The following is a 13184-nucleotide window of genomic DNA, read 5'->3' as shown; positions in this document are numbered from 1 at the left end:
GGCGTGGAGGGCTCGGCCGGTCAGGCCAGCAGCGCGTTGACCGACTTCTGCTCGGTGTAGGCGTCGATCGCCGACGCACCGAGCTCGCGGCCCCAGCCGGACTGCTTGTAGCCGCCGAAGGGCATCGCGGCGTCGAAGGCGTTGTGGCAGTTGATCCACACGGTGCCGGCCTTGATCTGGCGGGCGGTGCGATGCGCCTTGGTGACGTCCTTGGTCCACACCGACGCGGCGAGCCCGTACGGCGTGTCGTTGGCCGCCGCCGCGACGCCGCGCTCCGCGCTGAACGGGGTGGCGACGACGACCGGGCCGAAGATCTCCTCGCGATAGACGCTGAAGGAGGAGTCGACGTCGACCAGGACGGTGGGCTCGACGTAGTAGCCGGTGTCGCCGTGTCGTCCACCCCCGGTGAGCGCCCGGGCGCCGTCGCGCAGGCCCTGGTCGACGTACCCGAGGACCCGGTCGAGCTGGGTCTGCGACACCAGGGGCCCGACCGTGGAGGTCGGGTCGAGGCCGGGGCCGAGCTTGCTCGCCGCGGCGACCTCGGCGACGCCCTGGGTGAACTCGTCGAAGATCCGGTCCTCCACCAGCAGACGGGTGCCACTGGTGCAGGTCTGGCCGTGGTTGAACAGGAAGCCCGAGGCGGTGCCCGGGATGGCGAGGTCGAGGTCGGCGTCGGCGTACACGACCTGGGGGCTCTTGCCACCCAGCTCCAGCGAGACCTTCTTCAGGTTGCCCTTGGCGGCGTCGACGATGAGCTTGCCGACCTCGGTCGACCCGGTGAAGGCGATCTTGTCGACGTCGTCGTGCGCCGCCAGCGCCGCGCCGGCGTCGCCGTACCCGGTCACGACGTTGAAGACGCCGTCCGGCAGGCCGCACTCGGCCATGATCTCGGCGAGCCGGAGTGCGGTCAGCGGGGTGTCCTCGGCGGGCTTGAGCACGACCGTGTTGCCGCAGGTGAGGGCGACCGGGATCTTGAAGGCGGCCATCAGCAGCGGGAAGTTCCACGGCACGATCGCGCCGCACACGCCGACCGGCTCGCGCAGCGTGTAGGCGTGCCACTGGGTGCCCGGCGCCCACGGGACGGAGACCGGGATGGTGCGGCCCTCGATCTTGGTGGCCCAGCCGGCGTAGTACTGGAACAGCTCGGCGACCCAGGTGATGTCGACGGCCTGCGCGACGGCGGCCGACTTGCCGTTGTCGAGCGACTCCAGCTGGGCCAGCTCCTCGGCGTGGTCGTAGATCGCCTCGCCGATCCGGAAGAGCAGCCGCTGCCGCTGGGCGGGCGTCCACAGCGCCCACTCGCCCTCGAAGGCGGTCCGGGCGGCGCGCACCGCGCGGTCGACGTCCTCGGCCTCGCCGTGCGCCACCTCGGTGAGCACCTGGCCGGTCGCCGGGTCGCGGGTCTCGAAGGTGCGCCCGGAGGCGGCGTCCACCCAGGAGCCGCCGATGAACAGGCCCTTGGGGCGGGCGAGCCAGTCGCGCACCGCGGGGAGCGCGGCGTGGTCGGTGGGGACGAGCAGGTCGGTCATGGTTCCTCCGTCGGGGATCGGTGCGGTGCGGTGCGAGCGTCGTCCGGCCCGCCCCGCGGCGGTGTTCAGCTTCTGGACATTCGTCGACCTCAGGGCGCCAGCAGCCGGTCCAGGACGACGGGCAGCTCGGCGAGCGCGTCGAGCGAGGCCATCCGCGCGCCGGCCTCGCGGGCGAACCGCCGGGCCTCGTCGTCGTCCGAAACCGGCGCGACGACGAGCAGCTCGTCGAGCCCGCGTGCGGCCGGCAGCGGGTCGACGTCGTCGGTGACCCGGCAGTCCGAGAGCAGCAGGGTGATCCGGCGCCGGGCCCGTGCGCCGGCGAGCTGCTCGCGCGCCGCCCGCAGGGCCGCGTCGAGGGACGTCATCCCGTGGCCGCGCAGGCCGAGCACGCGTTCGACGGTACGACGTGCCGGGATCGCCGTACCGAGGGCGACGACGGTCTCGGCCCGGCGGTCGAAGGCCACGACCGCGAGCTCGCCGCCGGACTCGGCCGCGCGAAGGGCGCACGCGGCGGCGGCCATGGCGGCGGTCGCGAGCCGATGGCCGTCCATCGAGCCGGAACGGTCGACCAGCAGGCACAGCGCGCTGGCCGGCCGCTCCCACACCGAGGCGGTGAGCTCGTCGAGGGCCGGCGGGCGCCCCTCGCCCCGGGCGACGGCGACCGCCTCCAGGGACGCGTCGAGGTCGAGGTCGCCCCCGCGATCGGCACGGGTCGGCCGCAGCCGGCCCGCGCCGATCCGGCCGTGCGGGCCGCTGCGGGCGCGCTCCAGCACGAGCCGCGGCACGAGCGCCTGGACCCGTGCCCGCAGCGCGGGATCGGTGGCCCGACTCATCAGCGCCAACAGCGGCAGGACCTCGTCCGGGTCCTCGGCGACGGCTGCCTCGACAGCCGCGACGTCGAGCTCGCCGACCTCCGGCGAGAGCTCCTCGAAACGCGGGTTGCGGGCCAGCTCGGCGCGGCCGTGGCTCCGGTCCGGACGGCCGCGCCGGGACCCGGACGGCGGAGGTGGGGTGCCGCCCGCCCCGGGAGGGGGCGGGCTCAGACTCCCCCCGAGCGGGACCCCTCCTCCGCGGCCGGGTCGGCCGCCTGGTCCGGGTCGGCACCGAAGTGCGCCGTGTAGAGCTCGGCGATGACCTCCTCGGGCGGCCGCGTCGACGCCTCGTCCACGCGGACCCGGCCGCTCAGCGCGACCAGCGCGGCGTCGAGCCCGGTCCGCCAGTCGTCCTCGGCGACGCCCCGCGACCGGGCCAGCTGGTGGTTGATCCCGGCGAGGTCGATCGTGCCGCGCACCGACGAGCCCACCCTGAGCTCGGGGTGCTCACGGGTCGCCCGCACCAGCGCCACCGCGCGGTCCCGCCACGTCTCCGACGGCACCGGCGCCCGCTGGGCGAGGATCTGCGCCTCCGCCTCTGCGGACTGGTAGCCCATCGCGATCCGGCAGGTGCGGTCGTAGACCGCCGACGACACCCGCGCCGTGCCGACCGCGTCGTACGGGTTCATCGCCGCGACGACGGCGAAGCCCGGCGCCGCGCTCACCGCGCCGAGGCGGGGCACCGCGATCTCCCGCTCCGACATCACGGCGAGGAGGGTGTTGAGCGTCTCCTCGGGCACCCGGTTGAGCTCCTCGACGTAGAGCAGGCCGCCCTCGCGCATCGCGGTGAGCAGCGGGCCGTCGACGAAGACGTCCGGCTGGTAGCCGCGACTGAGCACCAGGGCGGGGTCGAAGTGGCCGACCAGCCGCGCGGGCGTCAGCTCGGCATTGCCCTCGACGAGGGCGAACGAGCGGTCCCGGGCAGCGGCGACCCGGCGCAGCAGGGTGGTCTTGCCGGTGCCGGGAGGCCCCTCGAGGACAACGTGGGCGCCACTGGCCAGCGCCGCCTCGAGGAGCTCGGTCTCCCGCGCCCGGTCGACGACCGCGAGCGCCGCGAGCACAGCAGTCATCGGTCCTCAGTGCTCGTGGACGACCACGCCGCGCACGTTCTTGCCGTTGAGGAGGTCGTCGTAGCCCTCGTTGACCTCCTCCAGGGTGTAGGTGCGGGTGAGGATCTCGTCGAGCTTGAGGTCCCCGGCCTGGTAGAGCCCGAGGATCCGCGGGATGTCCACGGTGGGGTTGCAGTCGCCGAAGAGGCTGCCGCGCAGCTCCTTGCGGAACAGGGTGAGGATCGAGCCGGGCAGCTGGATGTTCATCTCCTCGAGCTTGTTGAGGCCGGTGAGCACGACCTTGCCACCCTTGCCGACCGCGTTGAAGCCGTCGGCGACGATCTCGGAGGTCATCAGGCCGGGCGTGAGGATCGCCGAGTCGGCCATCTGGCCGCGGGTCAGGTTGGTGATGGTCTCCATCGCGAGCTCGGCGGACTCGAAGGCGTGCGTGGCGCCGAGCTCCATCGCCTTCTCCCGCTTGTTGGCGAGCGGGTCGATCGCGATGACGTTCTTCGCGCCGGCGAGCGCGGCGCCCTGGACGGCGTTGATGCCGATGCCGCCGATGCCCATGATCACGACCGTCTCGCCGGCCTTGACCTCGGCGGTGTTGACGGCGGCGCCCCAGCCGGTCGGTACGCCGCAGCCGACCAGCACCGCCTTCTCGAGCGGCAGGTCGTCGTCCACCTTGACGCAGGAGTTCTGGTGGATGACGCCGTACTGGCTGAAGGTGCCGAGCATGCACATGGCGCCGTACTGGCCCGCGGGCCCGGTGATCGGGAAGCGCTCGCCGGGCAGATAGCCGTCGAGGATGGTGGCGCCCATGTCGCAGATCGACTGCTGCCCGTTGGCGCAGTAGCGGCAGGTGCCGCAGTTGGGGATGAACGAGCACACGACGTGGTCGCCCACCTTGACCCGGGTGACGCCGGGGCCGACCTCCTCGATGACGCCGGCGCCCTCGTGGCCCAGCACCATCGGCAGCCGCGCCTCCAGGTCGCCGTGGGCGATGTGGACGTCGGAGTGGCACAGGCCGGCGTGCGTGTAGCGGATCAGGACCTCGCCCTCGCGGGGCTTGTCGAGGGTGAGCTCCTCGATCTCGATCGGCTTGCCGGTCTCGTAGACGACTGCGGCCTTGGTCTTCATGAGGTTCTCCTGATCTCGCGCCGGGAAGGGGCTGCGCCGGGAAGGGGCTGAGGTGACGCCCGCCACACTCGCAACCCGGCGGGCCCGCGGCTGTTCAGAAACTGGACAACCGGCCGCCAACCCTCTGGCGTTTACTGTGACCGCGGTCACGAGGCCGGTGGACGGCAGGCTGAGGAGAGACGCGTGACGACTGGAACCGACGAGCTCCGCGACCCGATCGCGCAGTCGTGGCAGCGCGCCGCGATGGCCGGTCTGACGCCGGGCAGTGCGCTCGACCACCTGACCTACAGCGACGTCGACACGTCCGGTCCCCTGCTCTCCGCGGCGTCCGAGGTCCTCGACGAGCTCAACGACCAGCTGCAGGGGACGATGTTCTCCACTCTCCTGGTGGACCGGGAGGGACGGATCGCCCAGCGCTGGTGCGGCGACACGGGAGGCCGGCGAGCCTTCGACAACCTCGGCCTCGACGTCGGCGCCTCGCTCCTGGAGGAGGCGGTGGGCACCAACGCGCTCGGCACCGTGCTGGAGACGCGCACGAGCATCACCATCAACGGCGGCGAGCACTTCGCCGTACCCCTGCGCCGGTTCAGCTGCTACGGCCACCCGATCTTCCACCCGACCACGCGCCGGATCGAGGGCGTCTTGGACATCACGGCGCTGATGGAGGAGGCCAGCCCGCTGCTGCCTCCGCTCGTCGCCCGTGCCGTCGCCGACATCGAGCAGCGCCTGCTCGACCGGAGCCGGGTGTCCGACAAGCAGCTCCTCGCGGCCTTCCAGGCGGCCGGCACCCGCCGCCGCGCCGTCGTGGCGATCGGGCAGGACCTGTTCATGTCGAACCAGGCCGCCTCCGACCTGCTCGGCTCGACCGACGTCGCCCTCCTGCGGATGCTCGTCGGCGACCTGCACGACAGCGCCGACGTCGACCTCACCCTCGAGTCCGGGTTGGAGGTCCGGGTCGAGGCCAGCCGGGTCGGCGGCGCACGCGGCGGCGCCCTGCTCCACGTCGAGCCCCGCCGCGAGCTCCGCGTGGCACCTCGCGCGGTCCGCCCCGACCTCGCCCACGCCCCCGTGCTGGTCTCCGGTCCCCCGGGGTCCGGTCGCTCCACCGAGGCGCGCCGCGCGAGCGAGGTCCAACCGGTCACCGTCCTCACGGCCGCCTCGGCACTGCTCGACGGCGCCGAGGCGTGGGCCCGGAACTTCGGTGCGCTGGTCCGCGCCGGCCAGGGGACCGTCTGCGTCGACGGCATCGACCTGCTCCCCGACGACCTCGTCGACCTCGTCGCCTCGCACCTCGCGGAGCGGCGCGCGCCGCGACTGGTGCTGGTGTGCGGTCCGGTCGACGGCCTGTCGGGACGTGCCGCCGCGCTCGCCGGCGAGTGCACCGAGCGCCGGCTGCTGGCACCGTTGTCGAGCCGGCCGCACGAGCTGCCCGAGCTGGTCCGGCGGATGCTCGCCGACCTGGGGGCGGACCCCTCGCTGCACTTCACGCCGGGCGCGCTCCGGGCCCTGTCGGCGCAGCCGTGGCCCGGCAACCTCCGCGAGCTGCGCGCCGTCGTCGACCACGTCGTCCGCCACCAGCGCACCGGCGCCGTCGTGCTCGACCAGCTTCCCGAGGCCTACCGCGCCCAGGAGCCGACGAAAAGGCTCGCGCCGATCGAGCACGCCGAGCGGGCTGTCATCGTCGAGGCACTGCGCGAGCACGACGGCAACAAGGTGAAGGCGGCCCAGACGCTCGGGATCTCGCGCACCACGCTCTACGCGAAGATGCGGGCGCTGCGGATCACGGTCTACTGAGTCCTCGTCCGGCGCCGCGGGCCCGCGGGCTCACTCCGCGAAGTCGCCCGAGGCCCGGCGCACCTGGCGGAGCAGGTCGTAGGCGTCGGCCTGCTGGTCGCCGGTGAGCCCGGTGACGGCGAAGTCGATCGCGGTGACCGCGGTGGTGGCGTCGCGCACGATGGCGCGGCCCGCGGGGGTGAGCCGGGCCAGCGTCCGGCGACGGTCGGCCTCGTCGGGCACGCGGACCACGAAGCCCTGCGCCTCGAGCCGGTCGATCGCACTGGTGACCGAGGTCGGATGCACCATCAGACGCTCGCCGATCTTGCTGAGCGGCAGCGAGCCGTGCTGGCTGAACAGCAGCAGCACGAGCACCTCGTAGCGCGAGAACGTCAGCTCGAAGGGCTTCAGCGCGGCGTCGAGCGCACCGATCATCAGCTGCTGGACCCGCATGACCGACGTCGCCAGCCGCATCGCGGTGGCGTCGCCGAAGTGCTTCTCCCACAGGTCCCCGGCACGGTCGATCGGGTCGAACGGCAGGCGGGACTCGGGCACGACTCCGAACCCTAAGCCATCCGGGGACTTTTCCAGATTACTTGGACGTCCTACTATCGGAGATCCAAGGAGTTTGGAGGATCGATGCCCGAGCACGCCCTGCACGTCCCGCAGCACCCCGTCCGCCTGGTCACGGCGTCCAGCCTGTTCGACGGCCATGACGCCTCAATCAACATCATGCGGCGGATCTTCCAGAGCCAGGGCTGCGAGGTGATCCATCTCGGGCACAACCGGTCCGTGGCCGAGGTGGTCGAGGCGGCGATCGAGGAGGACGTGCAGGGCATCGCCGTGTCGTCCTACCAGGGCGGTCACGTGGAGTACTTCGAGTACCTCACCCAGCTGCTCCGCGAGCGCGGCGCCGGGCACGTCAAGGTCGTCGGCGGCGGTGGCGGCGTGATCGTCCACGACGAGATCGCGCGGCTGCGCGAGTCCGGCGTCACGATCTTCTCCCCCGAGGACGGCCAGCGGCTCGGCCTGCCGGGGATGGTCAACACCGTGGTCGAGGCCTGCGACACCGACCTGTGGGAGACCGGCGCGGTCACCGCCGATCAGGTCCTCAGCGGCGACCGCGCGGCCCTCGCCCGCGCCATCACCGGCGCCGAGCTCGGCCGGCTCGACGCCGAGCTGCTCGGCCGGCTGTCCGAGGCAGCAGCGGCCCACGCCGTACCCGTCCTCGGCATCACCGGCACCGGCGGCTCCGGCAAGTCCAGCCTGACCGACGAGCTGGTCCGCCGCCTGCGCGTCGACCAGCAGGACAAGGTCCGCGTCGCGGTGCTCGCCGTCGACCCGACCCGGCGCAAGGGCGGCGGCGCGCTGCTCGGCGACCGGATCCGGATGAACAGCCTCGACCTCACCGGCCACGGGCTCGACCGCAACCAGGTCTACTTCCGCAGTCTCGCCACCCGCGGCGCCCACGAGGTGCCCGAGCACCTCACCGACGTGCTCACCGTGATCAAGGCCGCCGGCTTCGACCTCGTCGTCGTGGAGACCCCCGGCATCGGCCAGGGCGACGCCGCCATCGTGCCCTTCGTCGACACCTCGCTCTACGTCATGACGCCGGAGTTCGGCGCCGCGTCGCAGCTGGAGAAGATCGACATGCTCGACTTCGCCGACGCGGTCGCGATCAACAAATTCGAGCGCCGCGGCGCCGAGGACGCGCTGCGCGACGTGGGCCGCCAGCTGGTCCGCAACCGCGAGGCGTTCGGCAAGCAGCCCGCCGACATGCCGGTCTTCGGCACCTCCGCCGCGACCTTCGACGACGACGGTGTCACGGCGCTCTACCAGCACCTGCGCGGCCTCCTCGCCGGGAAGGGTCTCGCGGTGAGCGAGGGCCTGCTCGCCCCGGTCGAGGGGAAGCGGTCGACCCGGATCCAGACCGTCCTGCCCGCCGACCGGGTGCGTTACCTCGCCGAGATCGCCGAGACCGTGCGCGGCTACCACGCCGACACCGAGGTGCTCGTCGAGAAGGCCCGGCGCGCGCAACGGTTCGCCGCGGTCGCCGACGAGCTCGGCGAGATCGAGGACCTCGCGGCCGCCGCGGCCCGCGCCAACGACGACCTCCCGCTCGACCTCCGCGACCAGCTCGCGGCGTGGCCGGCGACCGTGGCGCAGTACGACGAGGACACGGCGACCCGGGGCCGCGCGTCGCTCTCGGGCAACCGCGTGCCGCGCGTCGCCGTACCCCGCTTCGAGGACCACGGCGAGCTGGTCCGCTTCTGGCGTCGCGAGAACCTGCCCGGTCACTTCCCCTTCACGGCCGGCGTCTTCCCGTTCAAGCGCGCCGACGAGGACCCGGCGCGGATGTTCGCCGGCGAGGGCGACCCGTTCCGCACCAACAAGCGGTTCAAGCTGCTCTCCGCGCACCACGACGTCACCCGGCTGTCTACGGCCTTCGACTCGGTCACGCTCTACGGCCGCGACCCCGACGAGCGGCCCGACATCTACGGCAAGGTCGGCACGTCCGGCGTCTCGGTGGCGACGCTCGAGGACATGAAGGCGCTCTACGACGGCTTCGACCTGCTCGCGCCGAGCACGTCGGTCTCGATGACGATCAACGGCCCGGCGCCGACCGTCCTGGCGTTCTACCTCAACACCGCGATGGACCAGGCCCGCGAGCGCGGCATCGACCCCTACGAGGCGATCAAGACGGTGCGCGGCACCGTCCAGGCCGACATCCTCAAGGAGGACCAGGGCCAGAACACCTGCCTGTTCTCCACGGAGTTCTCGCTGCGCTGCATGGCCGACATCCAGGAGTGGTTCATCCAGCAGCAGGTCCGCAACTTCTACTCGGTCTCGATCTCCGGCTACCACATCGCCGAGGCCGGCGCGAACCCGATCAGCCAGCTCGCGTTCACCCTCGCCAACGGCTTCACCTACGTCGAGTCGTACCTCGCGCGCGGCATGGACATCGACGACTTCGCGCCCAACCTGTCGTTCTTCTTCTCCAACGGCATGGACCCGGAGTACACCGTGATCGGCCGGGTCGCCCGCCGCATCTGGGCGATCGCCATGCGCGACCGGTACGGCGCCAACGAGCGCTCGCAGAAGCTGAAGTACCACGTCCAGACGTCCGGCCGCTCGCTGCACGCGCAGGAGATGGACTTCAACGACATCCGCACCACGCTGCAGGCCCTCATCGCGATCTACGACAACGCCAACTCGCTGCACACCAACGCCTACGACGAGGCGGTCACCACCCCGTCGACGGAGTCGGTCCGCCGGGCGCTCGCCATCCAGCTGATCATCAACCGCGAGTGGGGCCTGGCCTCCAACGAGAACCCGCTCCAGGGCGCGTACGTCGTCGACGAGCTCACCGACCTCGTCGAGGCCGCGGTGCTGGCCGAGTTCGACCGGATCTCCGAGCGGGGCGGCGTCCTCGGCGCGATGGAGACCGGCTACCAGCGCGGCCGGATCCAGGACGAGTCGATGCTCTACGAGCACCGCAAGCACGACGGCAGCCTGCCCATCATCGGGGTCAACACCTTCCGGGCGCCCGAGAGTGGCGACGGCACGCCCGACGAGATCGAGCTGGCCCGTGCCACGACGGAGGAGAAGGACTCCCAGCTGGTCCGGCTGCGCGACTTCCAGGCCCGTCACGCCGACGAGGCGACGGCCGCGATCGCCCGCCTCAAGGAGGCCGCCACGAGCGGCGAGAACATCTTCGCCGTGCTCATGGATGCAGCGAGGGTCTGCTCCCTCGGCCAGGTCACCGAGGCGTTCTTCGAGGTCGGCGGGCAGTACCGGCGCAACGTGTGAGCCCGCCGCTGCTGTAACTACCTGTTCTTGTCACTGCCGCACCCGTCGACGGGTGAGGGAGGCGACCGAACAGGTAGTTACAGGTGCGGAGCCGACGAGACCGACGTCCCACCCCATCGACACCCCGGAGAAAAATGTTCCGGCCCCGATGTCGAAAGCCCCGGTCCCCGTCCGACGTAGGTTCGTAAGTCACCCACCAACGAACCGAAGGACTGATGACGATGCCGCGTTTCATGGGACTCGTGCGGATGGAAGAGGGACAGGGCAACCCGCCGCAGGCGCTGTTCGACGCGATGGACTCCTACATCGGCGAGCAGGCGCAGAAGGGACACTTCCTCGACGGCGGCGGGCTGTTCGGCCTCGAGGACGCCGTGAACTTCGTGGTCCGCACCGGCGAGGTCACCCGGGTCGACGGACCGTACGCCGAGGCGCGGGAGGCCGTGGGCGGCTGGGCGCTGCTGCAGTACGACACCGTCGAGGAGGCGATCGCCAGCCAGGAGGAGTTCGCCGCCCTGCACGCCGAGCACTGGCCCGAGTGCCAGATGGTCGCGACCCTGCGCCAGATCTCGGACGCTCCGCCGGAGCCCTCCGACGCCTGAGGCTCCACCCCGCTGACGGGGAGTCGTGTGCCTGAGACCCGGGGAGGTCCCGGTTCCCGGGCACACGCCCCGGTCGGGGCGGACGCGGCCCCAGGGAACCACTGATCCATCTCGCCTGCTGCCCGCCGCGACGGCGACAGTGATCAGCGCTTCAACCGGATCAGGACACTAGCCTGGCCGCATGGCAGACCCCGCCGACGCGATCACGAAGGTCTGGCGGCTGGAGTCGGCGCGCCTGGTGGGCGCACTGGTCCGGATGACGCGGGACGTCGAGCTCGCCGAGGACCTCGCCCAGGACGCGCTCGTCGCCGCCCTCGAGCAGTGGCCGGGCACGGGCGTGCCCGACAACCCTGCTGCCTGGCTGATGACCACCGCCAAGCGCCGCGGGATCGACCACATCCGGCGCGCCGAGACGCTGCGCCGCAAGACCGACGAGCTCGGCCATGCCGCGCAGGCCGCCGGGGAGGTGAGCCCGATGCCCGACCTGGACGCCCAGGTGGACCACATCGAGGACGACGTCCTGCGGCTGATCTTCCTGTGCTGCCATCCGGCGCTGACCCCCGAGTCGCGCGCGGCGCTGACGTTGCGGCTGGTCGGCGGCCTGACCACGACCGAGATCGCGCGCGGGTTCCTGGTGCCCGACGCGACGATGGGCCAGCGGATCTCGCGCGCCAAGCGCACCCTCGCCGAGGCCGGCGCGCAGCTGGAGCTGCCGACCGGCACCGAGCGCACCGAGCGGCTCGACGACGTGATGGCCGTGGTCTACCTCGTCTTCACCGAGGGGTACGTCGCCACCGCCGGTGACGACTGGACGCGGCCCGACCTCGTCGCCGAGGCCATCCGGCTGGCCCGGCTGCTGGCCGGGCTCGCGCCCGACCAGCCCGAGGTGCACGGGCTGCAGGCGCTGCTGGAGCTCCAGGGCTCGCGGCTGCCCGCCCGTACCGACGCCGCCGGGGCACCGGTCCTCCTCGACGACCAGGACCGCGACCGCTGGGACGCGCTGCTCATCCGGCGGGGCCTGGCCGCCCTCGCCCGCGCCGAGGAGATCGCCGCGCGCGGCGTACCGGTCGGGCGCTACTACCTCCAGGCCGCGATCGCCGCCGAGCACGCCCGCGCCGCGACCGCGGCGGCGACCGACTGGACCCGCATCGCCCGGCTGTACGACGTCCTGGCGGCTGCCGCACCCGGCCCGGTCGTCGAGGTCAACCGCGCGGTCGCCCACGGTCGCGCCGCCGGGCCCGACGCCGGCCTCGCGGTGCTCGCCGCCCTGCCCGCCGACGCCCTGCGCGACTCTCCGCTGCTGCCGAGCGTGCGCGGAGACCTGCTCGAGCGCGCCGGCCGGCACACCGATGCCGCCGCGGCGTTCAGCGAGGCGGCTGCGCGGACGCGCAACGCGGACGAGCGCGCCCTGCTGGAACGGCGGGCGGCGGCCGCTAGCGGCCGCGCAGGGTGACCGACGGCGCGACGCCGTACCGCTCGCGGTAGGAGGCGGCGAAGCGCCCGAGGTGGGCGAAGCCCCACCGACTGGCGATGTCGGCGACGCTGCCCTCCGTCGCGGCGAGCAGGTCGGCGTGCACCCGCTCGAGCCGGACGGCGAGCAGGTGCTGGGTCGGGGTGTGGCCGAGATAGCGCTGGAAGCCCTGCTGGAGCCGGCGGATCCCGACGCCCGACTCGCGCGCCAGCTCGGCGGCGGTCCAGTCGCGGGCCGGGTCGGCCTCGATCGCCTCGACGACCCGGGACACGATCCGCGGCCGGATCGTCCCGCAGCCGGGCTCCTCGGGGAAGGAGGCCGCGACGAAGGCCGCGGTGAGCGTCGCCGCCAGCCGTCGGGCGACCCGGTCGTCGCGGGCCAGGGACGGGTTGCGCAGGGCCTCGGTGCCGATCGAGGCGAGCAGCCCGATCCACGCCCGGCCCCTGTCGGTGCGCAGATCCAGCTGGGCGGGGAGCCGGTCGGTGTGGAGACCGACGAGCGCGGCCACCTCCTCCACGAGGTAGCCGCGGTCCACGCGCATCCCGACGATCGAGCAGTCGGCCGACCAGCGGGTCATCCGAGTCTCCTCGTCGGGCGGGCACACGGTGGCCTGCCCGTCGAGGGAGAGCACGTGGTGGGCGCCGATCTGTGCCTCCAGCACGCCGCTGCGCGGCACGTTGACCGCCCAGGCCTCGGGGTGGTCGGACTCGACGGAGACCTCCGAGCCCCAGCCGATCCGGGCGAGGCGGACCGGCCCCAGGTCGACGGCACGCAGGTCCGCGGGGCCGGTCGCGCGGCCCTTCACCAGCAGCCGGTGGGGGAAGTACGCGCGGGCGACGGCGTCGGAGAAGTCGCCGAGCTCGTCGGAGGACGCGCAGACCGTCCCGATCGCGCTCATCGTCCACCCCCTTCACGTGATCACCCTCACAGTAGGCGAACTC

The 13184-nt window shown here is 72.7% G+C and carries 10 protein-coding genes; 4 read left to right on the top strand and 6 right to left on the bottom strand.

The window, feature by feature from the left end; all coding sequences use genetic code 11:
• Positions 1-20: 20 nt before the first annotated feature.
• From ACPZVR_RS01120 to ACPZVR_RS01105, 4 genes are all read right to left on the bottom strand, one after another.
• Positions 21-1529: an aldehyde dehydrogenase family protein gene (locus tag ACPZVR_RS01120; RefSeq protein ID WP_436697724.1), complete on the bottom strand. Its 1509-nt coding sequence runs from the start codon at positions 1527-1529 to the stop codon at positions 21-23.
• A gap of 89 nt (positions 1530-1618) precedes the next feature.
• Positions 1619-2362, bottom strand: coding sequence for a vWA domain-containing protein (locus ACPZVR_RS01115; protein ID WP_436697723.1), 744 nt, complete (start codon positions 2360-2362; stop codon positions 1619-1621).
• A gap of 206 nt (positions 2363-2568) precedes the next feature.
• Positions 2569-3471, bottom strand: coding sequence for an AAA family ATPase (locus ACPZVR_RS01110; RefSeq protein WP_436697722.1), 903 nt, complete (start codon positions 3469-3471; stop codon positions 2569-2571).
• 6 nt (positions 3472-3477) lie between these two features.
• Positions 3478-4590, bottom strand: a complete 1113-nt coding sequence (locus tag ACPZVR_RS01105) for an NDMA-dependent alcohol dehydrogenase (protein ID WP_436697721.1) — start codon at positions 4588-4590, stop codon at positions 3478-3480.
• Between the two features lie 183 nt (positions 4591-4773).
• Here ACPZVR_RS01105 and ACPZVR_RS01100 point away from each other — a divergent pair, with 183 nt between their 5' ends.
• Positions 4774-6384 carry a sigma-54-dependent Fis family transcriptional regulator gene (locus tag ACPZVR_RS01100; protein WP_436697720.1) on the top strand — a complete coding sequence of 537 codons (1611 nt, stop codon included), beginning with the start codon at positions 4774-4776 and terminating at the stop codon, positions 6382-6384.
• A gap of 30 nt (positions 6385-6414) precedes the next feature.
• On the opposite strand, the gene ACPZVR_RS01095 is transcribed toward ACPZVR_RS01100, so the two are convergent.
• The gene (locus ACPZVR_RS01095; RefSeq protein ID WP_436697719.1) at positions 6415-6918 is read right to left on the bottom strand and encodes a MarR family winged helix-turn-helix transcriptional regulator; all 504 of its coding nucleotides are present in this window, start codon (positions 6916-6918) and stop codon (positions 6415-6417) included.
• Between the two features lie 84 nt (positions 6919-7002).
• On the opposite strand from ACPZVR_RS01095, the gene icmF reads away from it, so the two are divergent.
• The 3 genes from icmF to ACPZVR_RS01080 all read left to right on the top strand — a co-directional run bounded on the left by icmF (position 7003) and on the right by ACPZVR_RS01080 (position 12225).
• The gene (gene icmF, locus ACPZVR_RS01090) at positions 7003-10173 is read left to right on the top strand and encodes a fused isobutyryl-CoA mutase/GTPase IcmF (RefSeq protein ID WP_436697718.1); all 3171 of its coding nucleotides are present in this window, start codon (positions 7003-7005) and stop codon (positions 10171-10173) included.
• Between the two features lie 215 nt (positions 10174-10388).
• Positions 10389-10772: a YciI family protein gene (locus tag ACPZVR_RS01085; protein ID WP_436697717.1), complete on the top strand. Its 384-nt coding sequence runs from the start codon at positions 10389-10391 to the stop codon at positions 10770-10772.
• Positions 10773-10953: 181 nt separating this feature from the next.
• Entirely contained in the window at positions 10954-12225 is a 1272-nt protein-coding gene (locus tag ACPZVR_RS01080) for an RNA polymerase sigma factor (RefSeq protein ID WP_436697716.1), read from the top strand.
• Here ACPZVR_RS01080 and ACPZVR_RS01075 read toward each other — a convergent pair.
• Positions 12206-13141, bottom strand: a complete 936-nt coding sequence (locus ACPZVR_RS01075; RefSeq protein WP_436697715.1) for an AraC family transcriptional regulator — start codon at positions 13139-13141, stop codon at positions 12206-12208. The two genes, ACPZVR_RS01080 and ACPZVR_RS01075, sit on opposite strands and share 20 nt — an antisense overlap.
• Between the last annotated feature and the right edge of the window lie 43 nt (positions 13142-13184).

The organism is Nocardioides segetis (assembly GCF_051390595.1).
In the GTDB taxonomy this organism is placed as follows: domain Bacteria; phylum Actinomycetota; class Actinomycetes; order Propionibacteriales; family Nocardioidaceae; genus Nocardioides.
Note: the sequence above shows the minus strand (reverse complement) of the source record. Positions and strands in the feature narration are given on the sequence as shown.